Genomic DNA, 21,094 nt, shown 5'->3' on the forward strand with positions numbered 1-21,094 from the left:
AGATCTCATCCGTAAGGAGGAGATTCCGGCCCGCCGAGTCCACTCCCTGTGGGACGCGAAAATGCTCCCCCTCGGGGATGACCGGAGGCGAGGAGATTGATGGGGTAGGGGTCGTGCAACCCCGAATCCCCCCGCAGTCGGTCGGCGAACAGGCCGTCGGCCCCCGCGTGGACAACGATGCCAGGCTCAGTGCCGAACTGGCAGCGGTGGTCTCCGGTGCCCGCCGCCGGGCGGTGCGCGACGGGGACCGGCAGATCGACACGGCTCATCTGCTGCACTCGCTCCTGGAGCAGGACCCCGAGGTGCGGGCCGTCTTCGACGACGGGCCCGAGATCGCCCGACTGCTCGGCTACCTGGTGCAGCGCAGCATCGGTTACGGCCTGCGCTGGCAGGGCTCCGTCGAGGACTCCGGCGCCGTACCCGTGGTCGCGGAGGCCGAGGGCTTCTCGCCGCTCGCCGCGGGCGCGATGGACCACGCCTGTGAGTGCGCCGCCGCCCGCGGCGCCGAGACGGCCCGCGGCCTCGACCTCCTCGCGGCGATCACCGTCGACCCGCAGGCACGGGCCGTCGAGGTCCTCGACCGGGCCGGCATCGAGGCGAACGCCGTGCTCGCACGCATCGAGAACCGGTGGGCGCAGGCGAGGTGGTCCAGCCGCTGAGACAGGTGTCATCTGGCGTGACGCTCATGTCCTCGCCTGTCATCATGGGTCCGTGCACACGTCTGAAAGCAGCCAGGGCGGCCCCGGCAAGCGGGTCGGACTCGGCCTGGCCCTCGGGTCCGCGGTCGCCTTCGGTGGATCCGGGGTCGCGGCGAAACCGCTGATCGAGGCGGGACTCGACCCGCTTCACGTGGTGTGGCTGCGGGTGGCGGGCGCCGCCTTGGTGATGCTGCCGGTCGCCGTGCGCCACCGACCACTGCTGCGCCGCCGCCCTGCGCTGCTCGCCGGCTTCGGACTGCTCGCGGTTGCCGGTGTGCAGGCCTGCTACTTCGGCGCGCTCTCCCGCATACCCGTCGGCGTTGCACTGCTCATCGAGTACCTCGCGCCCGCCCTGATCCTGGGCTGGGTGCGGTTCGTGCAGCGCCGGCCGGTGACCCGTGCCGCCGTGTTCGGCGTGGCCCTCGCGGTCGGCGGGCTCGCCTGTGTGGTCGAGGTCTGGTCGGGGCTGAGCTTCGACGCCGTCGGCCTGCTGCTCGCATTCGGCGCCGCCTGCTGTCAGGTCGGCTACTTCGTCCTGTCCGACCAGGGCAGCGACGCCGGCGACGACGCACCCGACCCGCTCGGCGTCATCGCGTACGGCCTGCTGATCGGCGCGCTCGTCCTGAGCGTCGTGGCCCGCCCCTGGACCATGCACTGGTCCGCGCTGACCGGCACCGCGCGGATGAACGGCACCCCGGTCGCCGCCCTCGCCCTGCTGATCTGGATCGTTCTGATCTCCACCGTCCTCGCCTACGTCACCGGCGTGGTGTCGGTGCGCCTGCTCTCCCCGCAGGTCGCGGGCGTCGTGGCCTGTCTCGAAGCGGTCGTCGCCACGGTCCTGGCCTGGGTGCTGCTGGGCGAGCACCTGTCGGCACCGCAGATCGTCGGCGGTGCGGTCGTCCTGGTGGGTGCGTTCATCGCCCAGTCGTCGACGCCTGCCAGGAGGTCCCCGGCAGCCGGTGGCGAGCGGCGGCCCGAAAAGGCAGTTGTCCTCTCGCGAAAGCGCCCCCTAGGGTAATGATCATGCATTCGAACGCACTCGTTCTTCCGCCTCCGGCCGCCTGAGGCGGGCCCTCCGGAAACCACGCCCGACCTGGTGCCGGGCGCAACGGTGCTGCCCGCAGAAGAAGTCCACGGCCCGGTCGATGCCGGGTACCTTCCGAAACTTCTGCGGAGACCTTCGTGTCGTCGAATGCTGCTTTCGGCCTGCCCGTGGGGCGAGGCCTGTTCTATCTGATCGTCGCCGGTGCCGCCTGGGGCACCGCGGGTGCGGCCGCCTCCCTGGTCTACCGGGCCAGTGACATGGGCTACGCCGCGCTGTCCTTCTGGCGCTGCGCGGCCGGCCTCGTCCTGCTGCTCGCAGCCCGCCTGCTGCGTCCGCGCGGACGGGCCGCCGTGTGCGAACCGCTCCGTCGCAGGGCGCTTCGGGTCGGTGTCTCCGGCGTCGGGCTCGCCGTGTTCCAGACCGCCTACTTCGCGGCCGTGTCCGCCACAGGACTCGCCGTCGCCACCGTCGTCACCCTCGGTGCCGGCCCTGTGCTCATCGCGCTGGGCGCCCGGCTGACGATGGGGGAGCGGCTGGGGCGCGGCGGCCTGACCGCCGTCGCCGGGGCGCTCGCGGGGCTGGGCGTGCTCGTCCTCGGCGGCGGTGGAGCGACCGTACGCCTGTCGGGTGTGCTGTTCGCCCTGTTGTCCGCGGTCGGGTACAGCGTGCTGACCCTGTTCACACGCTGGTGGGGCAGGGGCGGTGAGGTCGACGCCTCCGGTACGTCGGTGGGGGCGTTCGCGGTCACCAGCCTCTGCCTGCTGCCGTTCGCCCTGGCCGAGGGCATCGTCCCGCACACCGCACATCCGGCCCGGACCGTGTGGCTGCTGGCCTACCTCGCCACCGTCCCCACAGCCCTCGCCTACGGCCTCTACTTCGCGGGCGCGGCCGCCGTCCGGTCGGCCACCGTGTCCGTGATCATGCTCCTGGAACCGGTCGGCGCGGCGGTCCTGGCGGTCGCGCTGCTCGGCGAACGGCTCACTCAGGCCACCCTGGTGGGCACACTGCTGATGCTGGGCTCGGTGGCGGGCCTGGCGCTGGCGGAGGCACGCGGCACGGTGGAGGATCCGGCGCCGGCGTGAGGCAACCCTTCACGGAACGGCCAGGTAGTCCGGAAGCGCGGTGCCGGGCGCCAGGTCCCCGTCCGGCACGGGTGCTTCGTACCCCTTCCTCAGCGGGACGACGCCGGCCCAGTGCGGCAGGGCCAGGTCCTCGGGCTCGTCGTTCACACCGCCCGTGCGGAGCTTGGCGGAGACCTCGTTCAGGTCGAGGCGGATCACGGCGGTGGCGGCCAGCTCCTTCTTGTTCGCGGGCCGGGAGTCGGCCGCCCGGCCCGGTACGACGTGGTCGACCAGCGCGTCCAGGGCGGCCCGCTTCTCCTCGGGGTCGGTCACGTCGTGTGCGATGCCGTGCACCACCACGGACCGGTAGTTGATCGAGTGATGGAAGGCCGAGCGGGCCAGGATCAGCGCGTCCACATGCGTGACGGTCAGGCACACGGCCAGCCCGGGCTCCGCCTTGCCGGTCATCCGCAGCGGGCGCGAGCCCGTCGAGCCGTGCACGTAGAGCCGGTCGCCGGCCCGCGCGTAGAGCGTGGGCAGCACCACCGGCGCCCCGTCCCGCACGAAGCCCAGATGGCAGACGTAACCCTCGTCGAGTATCGCGTGCACCAGTTCCTTGTCGTACGACGCCCGGTCAGCGGAGCGGGTGGGGACGGTGCGGTCGGTCGGCGTGTAGGCGGTGGGCTGCGACGTCGGCTGCTGCTGGGGCCCCTGCATTGCGATCTCCATTGCACTAGTGCATAATAGTCTTTGTGCTAGAAGGATATCGGATCGAAGGGCGACGCGCAGCAGAGATCGCGGCGAGCGTCGAGCGTGCGGTGGGGTCCGGCGAGCTGGAGCCGGGTCAACTGCTGCCTCCCATGCGGGAGTTGGCGGTCGAGCTGGGCGTGAATGCGAACACGGTCGCGTCCGCGTACCGGATCCTGCGGGAGCGCGGGGTCATCGAGACGTCCGGGCGGCGCGGCAGCAGGGTGCGGTCCAAGCCGGCCACCACGGGGCGCGACCACGTCCGGATGGATGTGCCCGCGGGCGTGCGGGACGTGGCGAACGGCAACCCCGACCCGGCGCTGCTGCCCTCGCTGGCGAAGGTGTTCGCGGCCGCGGGCGAGCTGGGTGACCGGGAGCCCGTGCTGTACGGAGACGCCCTGGTCGAACCGGAGCTGGAGCGGATCGCGCGCGCGGCCCTGGACGCCGACGGCGTGCCGGACGGACCGTTGACGGTGGCCTCCGGCTCACTGGACGCCATCGAGCGCGTGCTCGCGGCGCACCTCAAACCGGGGGACACCGTCGCCGTGGAGGACCCCGGCTGGGGCAGTCTGCTCGACCTCGTCCCGGCGCTCGGCCTGCGCACGGCCCCGGTGGGAGTCGACGACGAGGGCCCCGTCCCGGACGACGTACGGCGGGCCCTGACGGCCGGCGCCCGCGCCCTGATCGTCACGGACCGCGCCCAGAACCCGACCGGCGCCGCGGTGACCGCCACGCGCGCGCGTGCCCTGCGCGCCGTGCTCCGCGACCACCCGGAGATCCTCCTCGTCGAGGACGACCACGGCCACGGGATCGTCGACCTCCCGCTGCACCCCCTGGCCGGCATTACTCGGCACTGGGCTTTTGTGCGCTCGGTCGCCAAGGCGTACGGCCCCGACCTGCGCCTCGCCGTTCTCACCGGCGACACGACCACGGTCGACCGGGTGAGCGGCCGGCACCGACTCGGCCCCGGCTGGGTCAGCCGCCTCATCCAGCGGGCGGTGGTACGGCTGTGGGCCGACGCAGCGCTGGACACCGGCGCGGTCGCGGCGGCCTACCGCACCCGCCGCGACCTCCTGATCGACGCCCTCGCGCAACGCGGCGTCGAGGCCCACGGCCGCACCGGCCTGAACGTCTGGATCCCCGTCCCCGACGAAACCACCGCGGTAGCCGCCCTCCTCCACGCCGGCTGGGCGGTCGCCCCGGGCGCCCGTTTCCGCATGAGCGCCCCACCGGGCATCCGCATCACGGTGGCGACCCTGGCGCCGGAGGAGGTCAGCCACCTGGCGGAGGCAGTCGCCAAGGCTTTGGGCCCCTCACCGACCCGAAGCTACGTCTAGGCGGAAGCGTCACCCCCCTAGGGGCGCGGGGCTGTATCAATTTGCGGCTCCGCCGCGTGGGCGCGACAAGCCACTACCGACCCGCACCCGCACACGTTCCTCAACCCCCACCCTCTTGGGCGCACTTGAACGAGCCCGAACTTGCGTAAGCGCAGCCCCCGCCAGAACAATCACCGCCCCCACAGGCGTGGACCACCGCAGCGACTCCCCGAGAACGGCAACGCCCGCCCCCGTAGCGATCACCGGAATGAAGTACGTGACCATTTGGGCCGTGGTCGGCCCGACCTCGGCGACCAGCCCGTACTGGACGAGAATCGCCAGCCCCGTACCGAGCACCCCCAACGCGGCGACGGCAACCAGCGGCACCACCGGAAACCGGGCCGGAAACGTGGTGAACAGCGGGGTGACGACACCCAGTTGCACCACGGCCAGCAGCAACTGCGCCCCCGTCATGGACAGATGGGAGTGCCCTGCCCCGGCCAGCGTACGACGGACGTAGATCCAGCCGACGGGGTAGCTCAGCGAGGCCAGCAGCGCCATCACCGTGCCGGAGGCGTCCAGCCCGTGAAAGCCCTGCCATGCGCCGAGGACCGTGAGAACGCCCAGGAAGCCCAGGCCGAGCCCCGCCACGCGCACGCGGGTCGGGCGGTCCTCGGAGAGCGCGACCAGGGAGAGCGCCATGCCCCACAGCGGTGAGGTCGCGTTGCAGATGCCGGCCAGGGTGGACGGGATGGTCAGCTCCGAGTACGCGAACAGGGAGAACGGCAGCGCGTTGAGCAGGAACGCCGCCACCGCCAGATGCCCCCAGGTGCGCGCCCCGCGGGGAAGCCGCTCCCGCTTCACCGCCATGGCCGCCGCGAGCACCGCCGTACCGAACACCAGCCGTCCGAGGGTGACCTGGAAGGGGGCGTACCCCTCGGTGCCCACCTTGATGAGCAGAAAGCTGAATCCCCAGATCAGCGAGAGGGCGCCGAAGCGCAGACGCCAGTCGAGGGCCGGGCGGGTGCGGGGTGCGGTGATGCTCATGGGCGCAACGATGATGCACACCACCTCGTAGCACAATCGAGAATTTGCGTGCGGTACCTCGTAGTCTTGCTTACATGTTGAATCTGGAGCGTCTGCGCACCCTTGACGCCCTCGCCCGGCACGGCTCCGTCAGCGGTGCCGCCCAGGGGCTGCATGTCACGACGTCGGCCGTCTCCCAGCAGCTGGCCAAGCTGGAGCGGGAGGTCGGCCAGCAGCTGCTGGCCAAGAACGGGCGGGGCGTGCGGCTCACGGACGCCGGCCGGCTGCTCGCCGAGCACGCGGCCCGCATCCTGTCGCAGGTCGAGCTCGCCCAGTCCGACCTGGAGGCGCACCGCGGGGAGGTGGTCGGGGAGCTGCGGCTGGCGGCGTTCCCGACGGCTGCACGGGGCCTGTTCCCGGCCGCGCTGTCCCAGCTGCGCAAGGCACATCCGGGGCTGCGCGTCACCTCGCGGGAGACGGAGCCCGAGCCCGCCGTCCTCGCCGTGATGCGCGGCGACTTCGACCTCGCCGTCGTCCTGGACTGGTACAACAGACCGCTGCCCATGCCCGACGGGCTGGTGAAGGCCGTCATCCTCGACGACACCGCGGACATCGCGATGCCGGTCGATCACCGGCACGCGGAGCGCGCCGAGGTCGACCTGGAGGACTTCGCCGACGACGAGTGGATCACCTGGGGCGAGAACGAGTTCTGCCACGAGTGGCTGATCCACACCCTGCGCTCCAAGGGCATCGAGCCGCGCGTCGCCCACCGCGCCGAGGAACACCCCACCCAACTCGCCCTGGTCGGTGCGGGGTTGGGGGTGTGCGTGGCGCCGAGGCTGGGGCGCGGACCGCTCCCGGAGGGGGTGCGGGCCGTCCCCGTGCGGCAGTCGGTGCGGCGCCAGATCTACGCCGTCTGGCGTGCGGACGCCGACCGCCGCCCGTCGATCCGGGCGGCGGTGGAGGCGCTTCAGGGCGCGGGGCGCGAGATGGCCTAGGCCGGACCCAGCTTGCGGAAGTCCCAGGACACGATCTTCTCCGGGGTCAGCCGCACCCACGCGTGCCGGCCGTCGTGCGGCATCTCCTCCAGGTTGAAGTTCTTGCGGGCGAACAGCGTCTCCGGGACGTCGAGTTCGGCGCACAGTTCCCCGGTGCGGGGGGACTCGCCCACGAATTCCACCGTTCCGGACAGCTCGACGCCGCGCAGCTCGTCGTACTCCTCGCCGGTGTCGACCACGATCGCCACCCGCGGATCGCGCCGCAGATCGGTCCAGCGCTTGCTGCGCACGACGGAGTACAGCCACATCGAGTTGCCGTCCCAGGCGAACCACAGCGTGCTGACGTGCGGCGCTCCACCCGCGGACACCGTGGCGACCCGGCAGGTGCGCTGCGTGGCGAGGAACTCGTCCAGCTCACCGGGCGTCATCATGATCTTCCGGCCCCGACGCTGAGTGACGGTCATACGGCCCCCTCTTCTCTCACGTCGTGTCAGAGGAACTCCAGTGATCCTCTGACATCACGTCAGAAAAGGACGGTCTGAAAAGGATGGGACGTCTTCCGTCCGTACGCAATGGCCGTTACGCTCGCCCGCTCCGGACCGCCGCCGACGAGGGGGAACCGTGCCGTCGTACGAACAGCTCAGCGAACTCCTCGACCCGGCGACCACCGTGCTGCTGACCGTCGAGTGCCAGCAGGGGGTCGTCGGCCCGGACGGCGCGCTGCCCGAACTCGCCCGCGAGGCACGCTCCTCGGGAGCCCTCGCCAACGTCGCCCGACTGGTGGCGGCCGCGCACGAGAACGGCATCCAGGTCGTCCACGCCATCGCCGAGCGCCGCCCCGACGGCCGCGGCGCGAGCCGCAACGCCCGGCTCTTCCGCGCCGCCGAACGCCTGCCCGTGCAGCAGCTGTCCGGTACGGCGGCGGTGCGCGTCGCCGCCCCGATCGAGGTCACCGAGGCGGACCTCGTCGTACGACGGCTGCACGGGCTGTCCCCGGTCCAGGGCACCGATGTCGACGCGCTGCTGCGCAACCTGGGCTGCCGCACCCTGGTCGTGACCGGGGTCTCGGCCAACGTGGCGATCCCGAACGCCGTGTTCGACGCCGTGAACCGCGGCTACACCGCAGTCGTGCCGTCCGACGCCATCGCGGGAGTGCCCTCCGACTACACCCCCGCGATGATCCGCCACACTCTCGCACTGGTCGCCACGGTCGCGACCACGGACGAGGTGCTGGGCTGCTTCAAGCGGCCCCGGCGCAGGCGGATCACGCCAGCGTGATCGAGTCCCCGCTCACGGTAATCTTCTCGGCGGGCAGCGGCTGGGTCGCGGGACCCTTCTTCACACTGCCGTCGGTCACGGAGAACTCGCTCTTGTGGCACGGACAGATGATCACGCCGTTGGAGATCTCGGACACCGCGCAGCCCTGGTGCGTGCACTTCGACGAGAACGCCTTGTACGTGCCGGCCGTCGGCTGGGTGACCACCACGCCCTGGTCCTTGAAGATCTTGCCGCCGCCCGCCGGGATGTCGGCCGTCTTGGCCAGCGCGGTGCCGCCGCGGGTGCCGGACGAGGCGCTGGAGCCGCCGCTCGCGTCGGCGCCTGCCTGAGTGCCGGAGGACGAGGTGTCGGAGGACCCGTTGTCCGATCCGCACGCGGTCAGCGCGACGGCGAGCCCCGTCACGCCCACCGCCGCCACGACAGTACGGCGGCCGGGAGCCGGAACGGGATGGAGCGGTTCGCTGGTCATGCTGACGTTCCCTTCCATGCAAGCTTCGAAGATCTGTCCAGGGGTACGGTCGCCGGGCAAGGGTTGTTCAGACGACGTCGAGAGCTTGACGGGTTCGGGATCAGGCGGAGGTAAGCCAGAGCTGTCGTTTTGCTGTCGGCCGGTAACCTGGGGCGATGCTCAAGGAAGTCGTCGCGACCCGCTACATCACGCCCCTGCGGGAGGGCGGATCGCTGCCCGCGCTCGTCGAGGCCGACGACTTCGGGGCCTACATTCTCCCCGGAGTTGGCCGTGCTGCGGGGCAGCGGCGACTGGGAGGCCAGTCGATCTCAGGCGCCGCCGTAGGCACGGCGGCAATGCAGTGCTGACCTGCGCACATTGCGGATGGCGGTAGACCGTCAGAGACGTTGGTCCGGAAATGGTGCGGCTCTCGGTTCCCATTGCTCCGCCACCTTGGCCATGGTCTCGAAGGATCTTCCAGGTCTTCATACGGGCGAAGGTGTGCTCGACCCGTGCGCGGACCTTGCGGTGGTAGGAGTTGTGTTCCTCTTTCCAGGCCGGGAGGTCGCTCTGACCTGGTTCCCGGCGATGCGGGATGATCAGGCCGGTGCCTCGAGCCACCGTCGGCTACGCGACATGATCCTGGATCCTGTCTCCGACGGGCTGAGCGACAGTGCGACCGTGTTGCCGATAGCGAGTGCCGCCGCGACGGTATAGCGTTGTGACTCAGCAGTCGTGGTTCCGAAGTTCCGTTCGCCCGTGATCGCCATCACGGGCGTTCTTGCTGTCAGCGCCTCTCCGGACCAGGGCGATCACCTCCCGGGCGCGCAGGGTGCGGGCCCGGTTTCCCGCGAAGGAGAAGGCCATGGCCAAGGGCACTGTGAAGTGGTTCAACAGCGAGAAGGGCTTCGGCTTCATCGAGCAGGAGGGCGGCGGTCCCGACGTCTTCGCCCACTACTCCAACATCGCCAGCCAGGGTTACCGCGAGCTGCAGGAGGGCCAGAAGGTCGAGTTCGACGTCACCCAGGGTCAGAAGGGCCCGCAGGCAGAGAACATCCGCCCCGCCTGATCCGCCGCCCGGCAAGGGGCCCGGCATCCCGACGTCGGGATGCCGGGCCCCTTGCCGCACGGAGTTCGCAGACGACGCGGGGCGCGTCCTTGTCGACCTCTACCCGGACGGCAGGAGCCGGAAGGTCTCCGGACCCAAGGGAATCCGGGGCGGATCGCTGCACACCCTGGCCGATGTTCCGGACAAGCAGCGCTGGGCGCCAGCTCCCGTGTTCGGCGACTGGGAGTGGGCGGTGACCATGGCGACCGGCGGGCGCGTACCAGAGGTGTCCCTGCAGGACGCACTGGAGGAGAGTTCTCCGCAGGGCGGTCCGGCGGAAAACCGGGAGCACGGTCATGCCACCGCCCGCGGGTGGTCTCCGCCCAGCCCCCTGAGCCCGCGTCACCTCGACGAGATGTTCACGCCAGGCACCCGCTTCTTCCCGCCGGACGCCCAGGCCACGGGCCCGTACGTGGTCGAGCGCGTGATCGAGGCCGGATCGCTACGGCTGCCGACCGGCCGGATCGTCGCCTGCGATCCGGGCTGGATGCATCCCGGCGAGCCGTTCACGGTGGGCGTACCGCCCGGCAGCTACCGCATGCAGATCGCGGCCGCGGCCTACCGGACTGAGCACTGGGGCAAGCCGCTGCACGTCGAGGACTTCACCGGAGCGCGCATCCTCATTTCCGATGAACCCACAGCGACTTGGGAGCTGGCGCTGCGTCCCGGTGAAGACCCTCGCACGCTGCGGGAGGGCGAGTTCTACGGCTTCGGCGTGGACACCGGCACCGGCTGCTTCGTCGGCGCCGCGGCGGCCGGCAGGCTCGCCGGCGGAGAGAACACCGTCCCGGACGAGGACAGCGGCGACGGCATCCTCGTCCTCGCCGACCCGGAGTCCGGGGGCGACCTCATCGTCTACCCGAGCGGCATGGGAGACGGCTCCTACCCGGTATGGATCGGCCGGGACGCCGACGGCGAGGTCACGTGCCTCGTCGCCGACATGCTGATCCTGCGTCATCAGGAGTTGCTGCCGAACCGATCTCAACAGGACTCGTAGCAGACGCTGCAGCACTCATCGAGCTGACCAGGCGCGCCGACCGTGGCTCGCTGCACAAACAATCGTTGCGCGTCGACTTCTGGACGTCGTGTCGAGCACGGCGAGGATCTCGGCCTTGGCCGGGAGGCTGCGTGGATGCAGGGCTTACGACCTCTCTGGCTCTTGATCTTTGAGCGCAATGCGCAGCAGATCATCGATTAGTTGAGCGGTGAGCTCGCGCATGCGGCCTCGAGGGGCGGCGTTGGCCGGCAGCCGGGTGGTGAGCGTGATCTGCTCGTGCAGGTGGCGCAGGGCCTTCCCGTGATACGCGGCATCGGCCACCACGTGCAGCGGCCGGTCCAGGCACACCGCCAGTAGCCGCACCATCGACGCGGCCAGCTCGACTTTCGACGCCCCAGCCTTTGGCCGCCACAGCCGGGCCATCACCGGCAGACACACCGGCCGGGTCAGGAACGGCAGCTCGGTAATGATCCCGACCACCACGAAGCAGGTGCCGCGCCCGACCGGCTTGTCGCCGATCGCCGCGCCGTCGTGCTGCCAGGCAGCGCCGAACACCTTCTTCCCGTGCCGTTTGAAGAGTGTGTCGTCCACGGCGACGGTCACCGCACCGCCGGGCAACAGCGTTCTGGCGATCAGGTGCGCCAGCACGATCCCCAGGATCTCGGGGTTCCAGCTCGCGCGAGAGAAGAAGGAGTGCGCCCGGTCGTGCGGCCAGGCGCGGGCCAGCCCGGCGCCGGTGAGCATCCCGGTCACCGTTCCGGCCCTGGTCTCCGCGACCAAGCCCGTGACCGTCGCGGTGAACGTAGCGAAGCTCGATGCGGTGAAGACGTTCAGGTTCTTCGGCACGGCCAGCAGCGATGCCGGTACCGCCGGACTCGCAAGCATCGGTGGATCTCCTCCCCACAGGCGGTATCGACACCGTCGATGCTTGTCTGCGGCTCGGGCCTGCCGGCTCGCAACCGCATCAAGCCGTCCCATCGGGTGACCGGCACACCCGTTGCCAGAGTTGGCGATCCTCGGCAAGCCGTCAGGCGTGGGACCGTCGCGGGACGACGTTCTGGCGCGGTCAACGCAGCAGAGGCAGGAAGATCGCGTCGACGATCTCTTCGAGGACCCGGTCGGGCGCGGGGGCGTAGGTCGTCAGGATCTCCTGGCGCAGCAGGTCGAACGGCAGGGCTTTGATGCGGTCGGTGAGGCGCTCGGGCTTTGCCTCGCCGCGGGCGACGGCGCGGTCGAATATCGCGTCGACGGCCTGTTTGCGGCCGGTGTCGGCGGGGTCGAGCAGTTCGGCAGGGCTGGTCCCGGTCTCCAGGTGGTAGCTGGCCAGGTAGACGCTCATCACGGTGACGAGCTGGACCCGCGTGGCGTTGATCTCCCGCATGAGGGTCAGCACGTCTTCGCGCAGGCTGCCGGTGTCCGGGACCTTGAGAACGTTCTTCCGCAAGACGTGGACCAGGGTGGCCCGGACGAGGTCGTCGCGGTCCGACCAGCGGCGGTAGAGGACCGGGGGGCTGGTGCCGGCACGTTTGACGACGCCGTCCATGGTGAACCTGGCGTAGCCGCCGGCGACGAGTTCGTCCCAGGCTGCGTCGAGCAGCGCCTGCTCCAAGGCCGCTCCGCGGCGTCGCTCCGGCATCGTCATCCCCTCTACGTTAGAAAGACTTGCGTATCTAACAATAGCGGCTTAGTCTGACCCCCGAAAGATAGAGCTATGTATCTTAAGGAGACACCCATGGCCGCCGTCGGCAACCCCGCCACATCCAGCCCGCCGGACACAGTCGACCCGACCGTGCGGCGCCTGGTGTTCACCCTCATCGTCGGTGCGCTCGCCGTCATCTTCGACACCACGATCATGAGCGTCGCCATCGACAGCCTCGCCGGACAACTCCACACCACACTGGCCACCGTCCAGTGGGTCACCACCGCCTACCTGCTGGCCCTGTCCGCCACCATGCCCGCCGTCGGCTGGGCCCAGGCCGCCCTCGGCGGCAAACGCTTGTGGATCCTCGCCCTGGCGCTGTTCTTCGCCGGGTCGATGCTGTGCGCCGCGGCCTGGAACGCACCGGCCCTGATCGCCTCCCGCGTCGTCCAGGGCATCGGCGGCGGCATCATGATGGTCCTGATGGCCACCTTGGTCATGCAGGCCGCCGACGGCCGCAACATCGGCAAGGTCATGGCACTGATCACCGTGCCCACCGCCCTGGGACCGGTCATGGGCCCGGTCATCGGGGGTGTCATCCTGCACTTCGGCGACTGGCGGTGGATCTTCCTGTTCAACATCCCGTTCTGCCTCGTCGGCGGCTGGCTGGCCTGGCGCAACCTGCCTGCCGACCGGCCCAGCGCCGGAACCCGCCCCCGCCTGGACACCGTGGGCATGCTGCTCCTGGCACCCGGCATCGCCGCCGTCATCTACGGCCTGACCCAACTCGGCGGAACCGACGCGATCACCTCCACCAAGGTCGGGCTCCCCCTGGCCGCCGGCGTCGCGCTGCTGGCCGGCTACACCGCCTGGGCGCTACGCCGCGGAGCCGCCGCCCTGCTCGACATCCGCCTGCTCCGCCACCGCTCCCTGGCCTCCTCCACAGTGCTGCTGCTGCTGGCCGGAGCCGCCTTGTACGGCGCCATGCTGCTGATGCCGCTCTACTGGCAGCAGGTCCGCGGCGAAACGGCCCTGGGAGCCGCGCTGCTGCTCATCCCGCAGGGCGTGGGCACCCTGCTGTCCCGCTCGCTGGCCGGGAAGGTCATGGACCGCATCGGCGCCCGCCCGGTCGCCGTCATCGCCTTCGCGGTCACCTTCGCCGCCACCGTGCCGTTCGGCTTCGTCACCGCCACCACCAGCAACGTCACGCTGATGGCAGTACTGTTCGTCCGCGGCCTCGGCCTGGGCGCGGCCATGATCGCCCTGATGGGCGGCGCCTTCGTCGGCCTGACCCGCGACGAAATCCCGGCCGCCTCCAGCATCAGCCGCGTCGCCCAGCAGGTCGGCGGCTCCATCGGCACCGCCGTCCTGGTCGTGATCCTCCAGCGCGCCGTCGCCGACACCCACACCCCCGCCGACCTGGCAACCGGCTTCGGCGACGCCTTCTGGTGGGCCGCCGCGTTCACCGCCGCAGCGATCCCGCTGTGCCTGCTACTTCCGAACCGGGCCGACACCGAACCACAGCCCCGGGACACAACCTCTGACGGACAAGTCGCGGAAGTCTGACCAGCCCCCGCGCCGCAACCCGGCGCCCTCGGACCGTCACCACTCGCGTCCACGCCGTCCGGCGCGTCAAGCGAGAGCCCACAACACCGCTTGATCTCACCAAGCCCGCAGAAACAGCGAAACACGAGCAACTACTCCACCCCGAGAAAAAACCATGAGTGCCACACCTGTCACTCCAGGTGGCACTTACACAGAGCGTTCGGCCCTGACCAAGCGTCACTCGACGGTCGGCGTGTGTGTGAAGTGCGCGCCGTGCACGCACACTTGGGAGGTATCGGTTTTCGGAAAGGACAGTGCATTCATGGGCCTGACCCGTCGGCTTCTCATGCTGCTCTTCGCACCCCAGCTCGCCCTGATGGTGGCGCCCGTGCTGGAGACCGGTTCGGCAGTCGCTGCACCACAGGCGAAGACGATCTCGATCGTCCAGGCCCGCAGCCTGCCGGTCGGGACAGTGGTCACCGTGGCGGGCTCGGTGACGACTCCCTCCGGTGCCTTCGAATCCAGCTTCGGCGACAAGGGATTCGGGCTCCAGGACAGGACCGCCGGTATCTACGTCAGCCTGCAGAGCGACGTGCATGCGTACCCGTATCGGCGCGCACGCATCACCGGCACGCTGCGGGACAGCTTCGGACTGCTGACCCTGGTCCCGGCAGATCCTTCCGATGTCGAGCTCGGTCGCAAGGGCCGGCCGGTGAAACCGGAGCGGGTCGGCACGGCCGGGGTCGGAGAGGCAACCGAGGGGCGGCTCGTCAAGGTCGTCGGCAGGATCGCTCAAGCACCCACGAGCGACCTCCCCTACGGGTACAAGCTGTCCGTCGACGACGGTTCGGGCCCCGTGCCGGTCTTCGTCAATGTGCAGACGGGCATCGACGTCTCCGGCCTGAAGCAGGGGCAGAGGGTGCGGGTGATCGGCTTCAGCAGCCAGTTCGGCACCCACTACGAAATCGATCCGCGGTCGCCGCACGACATCGCGGTGGTCGGGGCCGACTAGGTCCTGTCTGGGGTTCGGATCACGATTCGGTGGATCGTCTGCGTACCGAGGCCCGGTCTTGATAGGTCGTCAGTCATGCGCGAGGCGATCTCACCGACGAGCAGTGGGGTCCTGATCGAGCCTCAACTTCCGATCGCCGCAGTCGGGCCCATATCCGACCTGCGGAACTTCAACGCGACGATGTGGCGCTTCCGCACCGGCAGGCCTTGGCGCGACCTGCCGAACGAGTTCGGGCCTGGCAGGGCACTTACGACCGCTTCCGCATCTGGGTGGGGCAGGGAGCCTTCCAGCAGTTGATGGAGGCGTTGATCGCCGAAGCAGCCGCGCGCGTGAGACCGACATGGGCCTGATCAGCGTGGACTCCGCGACGTCTCGGGCCCACCACCACGCCGCCGGGATGATCCTCGACGCGGAACAGTTGGCAGCCCTGGAGGCGGCCGTCGAGTCTGAAAAGGGGGCGCCCCGAAGGAACAGGAGCCGCGAGAGGGACAGTCCGGCGCCGACGGCCGCGCTGAACGGCGCCGGACCCACCGACGGCACCGCGCCCGCTTGAAGGCTGCTGGACTGGGGCGCTCCCGAGGCGGGTTGACCAGCAATATCCATCTGGCGGCCGACCGGCGCTGCCGCCCGCTGGCGTTCGTCCTCACACCCGGACAAGCCGGCGACAGCCCGCAGTTCGTTGCGGTCCTGGAGCGAATCAAGGTCCGCGGGCCGGTCGGACGCCCGAAGACCCGGCCGCACGCGGTGGCCGCCGACAAGGCGTACTCCTCCCGCCGCAACCTTCGGGCAGCAGTTGGTGATCTTCAGGCTCATGGTTGTTCACGAGAACTAGCAGCAGTACGGCGGCCTGCGTTCGTGCGGGCGGGGGGCATGGCGCTGACATGTTTGGAGCAGTCGGTCTTGTCAGCGAGCCGCCGGGGTGAGGGTGGTGCGGTCGAACGGCCCACCATGTGAGGCGGCGTACGTGACGGCGTCGTTGACGGCATCGAGGTCGAACGACCGGACCCGTTCGGGGGCGAGATCCAGAGCGCCCGAGGCGAGGAGCCGGATGATGCCGACGTTCGCTGTGCGTGGGTACATCCACTGCCCGCGTACGGTGATCGAGTTGCGCATGATCCATCGGTACGGGAGTGCGAGGTCGTCGCCACCGAGCATGCCGACGCCGCCCATGAGGACGACGCGGCCATACTCGCGCACGGTCATGGCCGCCGCCCGCGACGCCGAGCTGGGGGCGCTCGGCGGAAGCAGGTCGATCACCATGTCGATCGGGCCGTCGGCCGCCGCGGACATCGCGGCGCGGTCGGTGGCCTCGTCTCCGGTCAGCGGGATCGGGCGCAGACGCGGACCGAACCGGTCGGCGAGGATGTCGAGCGCGGCCTGGTTGCGGCCCGGGGCGACCACGCGGCCCGCTCCCATCGCGAGCGCGACCGCGACTGCGCTGCTGCCGAGGTTGCCGGTGGCCCCGCTGACAAGCAGCGTCTCGCCAGCTGCGAGCCCGCCTGCCAGCAGCCCGCCGTAGGGGATGGCGTGCACGCTGAGTGCGGCCCAGCGGGCCGGATCCTCCCCTGCCACGGTCGGCAGCGGGAAGGCGTTCTCCGTCGGGACCCGCATGAGCTCGGCGAACGAACCGTCGTGCAGGTACCGGGCGAGCCGCGCGCCGCCCTCGCCGCGGGAGCTCCAGCCCTGGAGCGTGATGTCGGGCGTCAGGGCGTCGTCCCGCGAGCGCACCGTCGAGTCGCACCACACCAGGTCGCCGGGGCGCAGCCGGGTGGCGTCCGGGCCCACGTGGACGACCCGTCCCACGCCGCCGACCCCGGGCACGACGGGAGGGACCAGGGGGTAGTTCCGCTCGCCGCTGAACACCTCAGCCGCGTAGGGCGCCACGCTGGCGGCGAGGACCTCGACCAACACCTCGCCACCGCCAGCCTCGGGGTCGGGAACCTCCCGCACTGTGAGCGGGGCACCGAACTGCGTCAGAACTGCTGCTCGCACGTGATGACCTCCGTGTTCGTCCGTGTTCGCCGGGATCAACACTAGGAACCCGGCGGGCATGCGGGAAGCGACGATCAAGCATCTGTGGTATGCGTACACCGCATGGACATCTCCAGCACAGGCCTTCGGGTCCTGCGGCAGATCGCCGAGTCCGGCAGCTTCACCGCAGCAGCCACCCGGCTCGGCTACACCCAGTCGGCGGTCTCACGCCAGGCCGCCTCCCTCGAACGAAGCGCGGGCACCGCCCTGTTCGAACGCCGCCCCGACGGAGTGCGGCTCACCCCCGCGGGTCTGACTCTGTTGCGTCACGCTCGCACGATCCTGGACTGTCTGACGGCGGCCGAACGTGACCTCACCGGCACCGTCTCGCGTACCGAACTGGTGCGGCTCGGGCTGTTCCTGAGCGCGGGCGCGGCCATCCTGCCTTCCTCACTCACCCGCCTCGCGGCGACCGACCCGCAGATCACGGTCACAACCACCGAGGGCACCACGCCCTCCCTGATCCGGGCACTGCGCGCGGGCTCGATCGATCTCGCCGTGCTGACGTCCCGCCCGCCCCACCGGCCTTTGGACGGCGAATCGCCGCGCCTGCACGTCGAGACCGTTGCGGACACCGAACTGGTCGTGGCGGTGCCTTCGACCGGAGAGTTCGCCGGCCGCACCGCGGTGCACGTCGACGAACTGGTCGACGCCCCGTGGATCGCCGCCCCGGCGTCGCACGCCGAGCCACTGCTCGGCGTCTGGCCCGGCCTGCCCGGACGGCCGGACATCGTCCATTGCGCGCGCGACTGGCTGACGAAGCTTCAGCTCGTCGCCGGTGGCTTCGGGGTGACAACGGTGCCCTCGCGGCTCTCGCCAGTGTTGCCGCCCGGGGTGAGCCTGCTGCACGTCGAAGGCGCACCTCCCGAGATCCGCCGGGTTCTCGTGGCGCGACTCCCCGGCCGCCCCACCCCGGCGATCATGGCCGTCACCCGAGCAATTGCCTCGACCACCTGATACGTGCCGCCGAGACCGGGCACTCTCGCCCGCGATCACCCTCGGTTACTATGCTCACTTCATGCCGGAGGCCGGAAGCAAGGGGTGCACCGCCATCGATGGACTGCTTGGGGAGCGGGGAGATCGGCATGCCGGTCGAAGCACCCCAGATTCTCCCCAGGCCCGTTGACGGGCGACTCCCGCTACTGCAGCTCTCCATCGTCGATCATGGATTGGTTGAATAGATGGGTTGCCTGGGAAAGTGCTGAAGAAGGTTGCCGCGACCCGCTATATCGCCCCCCTGCGCGAGGGTGGATCGCTCCCCGCGCTCGTCGAGGCCGACGACTTCGGGACGTACGTCCTGAAGTTCACCGGCGCGGGACAGGGCCGCAAGACCCTGGTCGCCGAGGTCGTCTGCGGCGAACTCGCCCGCCGGCTCGGCCTGCGGGTGCCCCGGCTCGTGACGGTCGACCTGGACCCCGTGCTGGGGCTCGGCGAACCCGAGCAGCAGGTGCAGGATCTGCTGCGGTCCAGCGGCGGCACCAACCTCGGGATGGACTTCCTCTCCGGCGCCCTCGGCTTCGACCCGCTCGCCTTCACGGTGAGCCCCGAGGAGGCCGGGCGGATCGTCTGGTTCGACGCCCTGGTGAACAACGTCGACCGCTCCTGGCGCAACCCCAACCTGCTGATGTGGCACGGCGATCTGTGGCTCATCGACCACGGCGCCACCATGATCTGGCACCACAACTGGCCCGGCGCTTCAGGCTCCGCGGGCCGTTCCTACGACGCCTCGGACCACGCCCTCGCCCGCTTCGCCCCCGATCTCGCGGGCGCCGCCGCCGAGTTGGCGCCCCGCGTCACCGAGGAGCTCCTCACCGAGGTCACCGCCGAGATCCCGGACACCTGGCTGGCCGGTGAACCCGGCTTCGACACCCCGGACGACCTCCGGCGGGCCTACGCGCGGCCGCTGCTCGCCCGCGCCGCCGTCGTCCACGAGCGCGTCACCGGAATCGAGGAGGGCAAATGAGCGAGCGCCACATCCACATGGCCGGATCGGTGGTCGAGCGGCACATCATCCGCGGCGGACAGGGTGGCGACCGGGACGTCTTCGAGTACGCCGTGCTGCGCGTCGTACCGCGGGTGGAGCGCGGCGAGTGCATCAACGCCGGAGTGCTCGTCTACTGCCGTGCCAAGGCCTACGTCGGTGCCCGCACCCACCTCGACGAGGCGCGGCTGCTGGCGCTGGACCCGGCGGCGGACGTGGCCGGCATCCGGGCCGCCCTCGGGGCCGTCGAGCGCGTGTGCGGCGGCGGGGACGCGGCCGGGCAGGCCGCGGGAGACGACGCAGGACGGCGCTTCCGGTGGCTGATTGCGCCGCGTTCCACGGTTCTCCAGCCCGGGCCGGTGCACACTGGGCTCACCGCCGATCCGGCGGCCGAGACGGAGCGCCTGCTCGAGCTGCTGGTGAGGTAATGGATCACACCCGCCCGCGTGCCGTTGACACCGAGTGCCAGGCCTTCTAGCGTCACGTCCGCCGAAGGTACTAAGCGGTCGCTCACCGAGCGGGCGTACTGACGACGGACGTACTTTCAAGCGGGCGTACTTTCTCGAGGGCGAGGAGAAGCAGCAATGTCCACCACTGAGCAGCGGGTCGCTGTGGTCACCGGCGGAGCACGCGGCATCGGCGCCGCCACCGCCGTACGACTGGCCGCCGAGGGCCGCGCGGTCGCCGTGATCGACCTCGACGAGGCCGCCTGCAAGGACACCGTGGAGAAGATCACCGCGGCGGGCGGCAAGGCCCTCGCGGTCGGCGCGGACGTCTCCGACGAGGCGCAGGTCGAGGCCGCCATCGCGCGCGTCGTGGAGGAGCTGGGCGCGCCGACGATCCTGGTCAACAACGCGGGCGTGCTGCGCGACAATCTGCTGTTCAAGATGAGCGTCTCCGACTGGGACACCGTCATGAACGTCCATCTGCGCGGCGCCTTCCTGATGTCCAAGGCCTGCCAGAAGCACATGGTCGACGCGGGCTTCGGCCGGATCGTCAACCTGTCCTCCTCCTCGGCGCTCGGCAACCGCGGCCAGGTGAACTACTCCGCGGCCAAGGCCGGCCTGCAGGGCTTCACCAAGACCCTCGCCAAGGAGCTCGGCAAGTTCGGCATCACCGCCAACGCCGTCGCCCCCGGCTTCATCGCCACCGACATGACCGCCGCCACCGCCGCGCGCGTGGGCATGGGCTTCGAGGACTTCAAGGCCGCGGCCGCCACCCAGATCCCGGTGGCGCGGGTCGGCGAGCCGGACGACATCGCCAACGCCATCGCCTTCTTCACCGGCGAGGCGGCCGGGTTCGTCTCCGGCCAGGTGCTGTACGTCGCCGGCGGACCGCTCGACTAGGAGAACACGGACCATGACTGAACTGCCCGCCCTCTCCGGCAAGGTCGCCCTCGTCACGGGCGCCAGCCGAGGCATCGGCTACGGCGTCGCGGAGGCCCTGGTCGCCCGCGGTGACCGCGTCGCCATCACCGGCCGCAACGAGGACGCCCTCAAGGAGGCCGTCGACAAGCTCGGCGCCGAGCGCGTCATCGGCATCGCCGGCAAGGCGCACGACCTGGAGCACCAGGCCGAGGCCGTCGAACGCACCATGGAGGCCTTCGGCCGCGTCGACTACCTGGTCAACAACGCCGGCACCAACCCGGTGTTCGGCCCGATCGCCGACCTCGACCTGAACGTGGCCCGCAAGGTCTTCGAGACCAATGTGATCTCCGCGCTCGGCTTCGCGCAGAAGACCTGGCACGCCTGGCAGAAGGACAACGGCGGCGCGATCGTCAACATCGCCTCCGTCGCGGGCCTCGCGCCCTCGCCCTTCATCGCCGCGTACGGCGTCAGCAAGGCCGCGCTGATCAACCTGACCCAGCAGCTGGCGCACGAGTTCGCGCCCAAGGTGCGGGTCAACGCGATCGCCCCGGCCGTCGTGAAGACCAAGTTCGCGCAGGCCCTGTACGAGGGCCGGGAGGCGGAGGCGGCCGCCGCCTACCCGCTGGCCCGGCTCGGCGTGCCCTCCGACATCGGCGGCGCCGCCGCGTTCCTCACCTCCGAGCAGTCCGCCTGGGTCACCGGGCAGACGCTCGTCGTCGACGGCGGCATCTTCCTCAACGCCGGCGTCGCCTGACGCAAGCGCTGGGGCAAGCGGTTGCAACCGTAACGATCGGGTG

Annotated in this window: 22 protein-coding genes and 4 pseudogenes; 18 read left to right on the plus strand and 8 right to left on the minus strand. The window is 70.5% G+C overall.

Features of this window, described 5'->3' with window-relative positions; translation table 11 throughout:
• Nucleotides 1–113 precede the first annotated feature (113 nt).
• The 3 genes and pseudogenes from ACWCRD_RS33705 (at nt 114) to ACWCRD_RS33715 (ending at nt 2,825) form a co-directional block, all read left to right on the plus strand.
• Nucleotides 114–659, plus strand: coding sequence for a Clp protease N-terminal domain-containing protein (locus ACWCRD_RS33705; protein WP_450969533.1), 546 nt, complete (start codon nt 114–116; stop codon nt 657–659).
• Nucleotides 660–711: 52 nt separating this feature from the next.
• Nucleotides 712–1,711 (plus strand): annotated as a pseudogene (locus ACWCRD_RS33710) (EamA family transporter).
• A gap of 169 nt (nt 1,712–1,880) precedes the next feature.
• Nucleotides 1,881–2,825 carry a DMT family transporter gene (locus tag ACWCRD_RS33715; protein ID WP_450969534.1) on the plus strand — a complete coding sequence of 315 codons (945 nt, stop codon included), beginning with the start codon at nt 1,881–1,883 and terminating at the stop codon, nt 2,823–2,825.
• Between the two features lie 9 nt (nt 2,826–2,834).
• On the opposite strand, the gene ACWCRD_RS33720 is transcribed toward ACWCRD_RS33715, so the two are convergent.
• A complete protein-coding gene (locus ACWCRD_RS33720) occupies nt 2,835–3,533 on the minus strand; it encodes a pyridoxamine 5'-phosphate oxidase family protein (protein ID WP_450969535.1) in 699 nt (232 codons plus the stop codon).
• Nucleotides 3,534–3,556: 23 nt separating this feature from the next.
• Between ACWCRD_RS33720 and ACWCRD_RS33725 the strand changes: the two genes are divergently transcribed.
• On the plus strand, nt 3,557–4,888 hold the full coding sequence (locus ACWCRD_RS33725; RefSeq protein ID WP_450969536.1) for an aminotransferase class I/II-fold pyridoxal phosphate-dependent enzyme: 1,332 nt from the start codon (nt 3,557–3,559) through the stop codon (nt 4,886–4,888).
• A 36-nt stretch (nt 4,889–4,924) separates the two neighbouring features.
• Here ACWCRD_RS33725 and ACWCRD_RS33730 read toward each other — a convergent pair whose 3' ends face one another.
• Nucleotides 4,925–5,914, minus strand: a complete 990-nt coding sequence (locus ACWCRD_RS33730; RefSeq protein ID WP_450969537.1) for a DMT family transporter — start codon at nt 5,912–5,914, stop codon at nt 4,925–4,927.
• Between the two features lie 74 nt (nt 5,915–5,988).
• Here ACWCRD_RS33730 and ACWCRD_RS33735 point away from each other — a divergent pair, with 74 nt between their 5' ends.
• Nucleotides 5,989–6,891, plus strand: a complete 903-nt coding sequence (locus tag ACWCRD_RS33735; protein WP_450969538.1) for a LysR family transcriptional regulator — start codon at nt 5,989–5,991, stop codon at nt 6,889–6,891.
• Here the strand turns inward: ACWCRD_RS33735 and ACWCRD_RS33740 are convergent.
• Nucleotides 6,888–7,355: a pyridoxamine 5'-phosphate oxidase family protein gene (locus ACWCRD_RS33740; protein ID WP_450969539.1), complete on the minus strand. Its 468-nt coding sequence runs from the start codon at nt 7,353–7,355 to the stop codon at nt 6,888–6,890. The two genes, ACWCRD_RS33735 and ACWCRD_RS33740, sit on opposite strands and share 4 nt — an antisense overlap.
• A 157-nt stretch (nt 7,356–7,512) precedes the next feature.
• Here ACWCRD_RS33740 and ACWCRD_RS33745 point away from each other — a divergent pair, with 157 nt between their 5' ends.
• The gene (locus ACWCRD_RS33745) at nt 7,513–8,169 is read left to right on the plus strand and encodes a cysteine hydrolase (RefSeq protein WP_450969540.1); all 657 of its coding nucleotides are present in this window, start codon (nt 7,513–7,515) and stop codon (nt 8,167–8,169) included.
• On the opposite strand, the gene ACWCRD_RS33750 is transcribed toward ACWCRD_RS33745, so the two are convergent.
• Nucleotides 8,156–8,638 carry a Rieske (2Fe-2S) protein gene (locus tag ACWCRD_RS33750; RefSeq protein WP_450969541.1) on the minus strand — a complete coding sequence of 161 codons (483 nt, stop codon included), beginning with the start codon at nt 8,636–8,638 and terminating at the stop codon, nt 8,156–8,158. The two genes, ACWCRD_RS33745 and ACWCRD_RS33750, sit on opposite strands and share 14 nt — an antisense overlap.
• A 155-nt stretch (nt 8,639–8,793) precedes the next feature.
• Here ACWCRD_RS33750 and ACWCRD_RS33755 point away from each other — a divergent pair.
• Nucleotides 8,794–8,896: pseudogene (locus ACWCRD_RS33755) on the plus strand (HipA family kinase); the annotation flags it as partial.
• Between the two features lie 183 nt (nt 8,897–9,079).
• Here the strand turns inward: ACWCRD_RS33755 and ACWCRD_RS33760 are convergent.
• A pseudogene (locus tag ACWCRD_RS33760) lies at nt 9,080–9,248 on the minus strand (transposase family protein); the annotation flags it as partial.
• A 234-nt stretch (nt 9,249–9,482) separates the two neighbouring features.
• Between ACWCRD_RS33760 and ACWCRD_RS33765 the strand changes: the two are divergent.
• Both ACWCRD_RS33765 and ACWCRD_RS33770 read left to right on the plus strand, forming a co-directional pair.
• Nucleotides 9,483–9,686, plus strand: coding sequence for a cold-shock protein (locus tag ACWCRD_RS33765; protein WP_014670069.1), 204 nt, complete (start codon nt 9,483–9,485; stop codon nt 9,684–9,686).
• Between the two features lie 238 nt (nt 9,687–9,924).
• The gene (locus tag ACWCRD_RS33770) at nt 9,925–10,722 is read left to right on the plus strand and encodes a DUF4241 domain-containing protein (protein ID WP_450969666.1); all 798 of its coding nucleotides are present in this window, start codon (nt 9,925–9,927) and stop codon (nt 10,720–10,722) included.
• A 144-nt stretch (nt 10,723–10,866) separates the two neighbouring features.
• Here the strand turns inward: ACWCRD_RS33770 and ACWCRD_RS33775 are convergent, their stop codons facing one another.
• Both ACWCRD_RS33775 and ACWCRD_RS33780 read right to left on the minus strand, forming a co-directional pair.
• Nucleotides 10,867–11,607 (minus strand): transposase, encoded by a 741-nt coding sequence (locus tag ACWCRD_RS33775; protein WP_450969542.1) that lies wholly within the window; start codon nt 11,605–11,607, stop codon nt 10,867–10,869.
• A gap of 181 nt (nt 11,608–11,788) precedes the next feature.
• Nucleotides 11,789–12,358, minus strand: a complete 570-nt coding sequence (locus ACWCRD_RS33780; RefSeq protein WP_450969667.1) for a TetR/AcrR family transcriptional regulator — start codon at nt 12,356–12,358, stop codon at nt 11,789–11,791.
• A 96-nt stretch (nt 12,359–12,454) separates the two neighbouring features.
• Between ACWCRD_RS33780 and ACWCRD_RS33785 the strand changes: the two genes are divergently transcribed.
• From ACWCRD_RS33785 to ACWCRD_RS33800, 4 genes and pseudogenes are all read left to right on the plus strand, one after another.
• Entirely contained in the window at nt 12,455–13,927 is a 1,473-nt protein-coding gene (locus ACWCRD_RS33785; RefSeq protein ID WP_450969543.1) for an MDR family MFS transporter, read from the plus strand.
• A gap of 301 nt (nt 13,928–14,228) precedes the next feature.
• Nucleotides 14,229–14,918 carry a hypothetical protein gene (locus ACWCRD_RS33790; RefSeq protein ID WP_450969544.1) on the plus strand — a complete coding sequence of 230 codons (690 nt, stop codon included), beginning with the start codon at nt 14,229–14,231 and terminating at the stop codon, nt 14,916–14,918.
• A gap of 340 nt (nt 14,919–15,258) precedes the next feature.
• Entirely contained in the window at nt 15,259–15,471 is a 213-nt protein-coding gene (locus ACWCRD_RS33795) for a hypothetical protein (protein WP_450969545.1), read from the plus strand.
• Between the two features lie 11 nt (nt 15,472–15,482).
• Nucleotides 15,483–15,872, plus strand: a pseudogene (locus tag ACWCRD_RS33800) (transposase); the annotation flags it as partial.
• Here the strand turns inward: ACWCRD_RS33800 and ACWCRD_RS33805 are convergent.
• A complete protein-coding gene (locus ACWCRD_RS33805) occupies nt 15,822–16,910 on the minus strand; it encodes an alcohol dehydrogenase catalytic domain-containing protein (protein ID WP_450969546.1) in 1,089 nt (362 codons plus the stop codon). The pseudogene ACWCRD_RS33800 and the gene ACWCRD_RS33805 sit on opposite strands and share 51 nt — an antisense overlap.
• Nucleotides 16,911–17,012: 102 nt before the next feature.
• Between ACWCRD_RS33805 and ACWCRD_RS33810 the strand changes: the two genes are divergently transcribed.
• The 5 genes from ACWCRD_RS33810 (at nt 17,013) to ACWCRD_RS33830 (ending at nt 21,051) form a co-directional block, all read left to right on the plus strand.
• A complete protein-coding gene (locus ACWCRD_RS33810; RefSeq protein WP_450969547.1) occupies nt 17,013–17,906 on the plus strand; it encodes a LysR family transcriptional regulator in 894 nt (297 codons plus the stop codon).
• Nucleotides 17,907–18,147: 241 nt separating this feature from the next.
• On the plus strand, nt 18,148–18,912 hold the full coding sequence (locus ACWCRD_RS33815; RefSeq protein ID WP_450969548.1) for a HipA family kinase: 765 nt from the start codon (nt 18,148–18,150) through the stop codon (nt 18,910–18,912).
• The gene (locus ACWCRD_RS33820; RefSeq protein WP_450969549.1) at nt 18,909–19,358 is read left to right on the plus strand and encodes a DUF3037 domain-containing protein; all 450 of its coding nucleotides are present in this window, start codon (nt 18,909–18,911) and stop codon (nt 19,356–19,358) included. The genes ACWCRD_RS33815 and ACWCRD_RS33820 overlap by 4 nt, the downstream gene beginning before the upstream one ends.
• A gap of 156 nt (nt 19,359–19,514) precedes the next feature.
• Complete coding sequence (gene fabG / locus ACWCRD_RS33825) at nt 19,515–20,276, plus strand: 3-oxoacyl-ACP reductase FabG (protein WP_450969550.1); 762 nt, start codon at nt 19,515–19,517, stop codon at nt 20,274–20,276.
• 13 nt (nt 20,277–20,289) lie between these two features.
• Entirely contained in the window at nt 20,290–21,051 is a 762-nt protein-coding gene (locus ACWCRD_RS33830; RefSeq protein ID WP_099927307.1) for an SDR family oxidoreductase, read from the plus strand.
• The last annotated feature ends 43 nt before the right edge of the window (nt 21,052–21,094 follow it).

This window comes from Streptomyces sp. NPDC002092, from assembly GCF_053593775.1.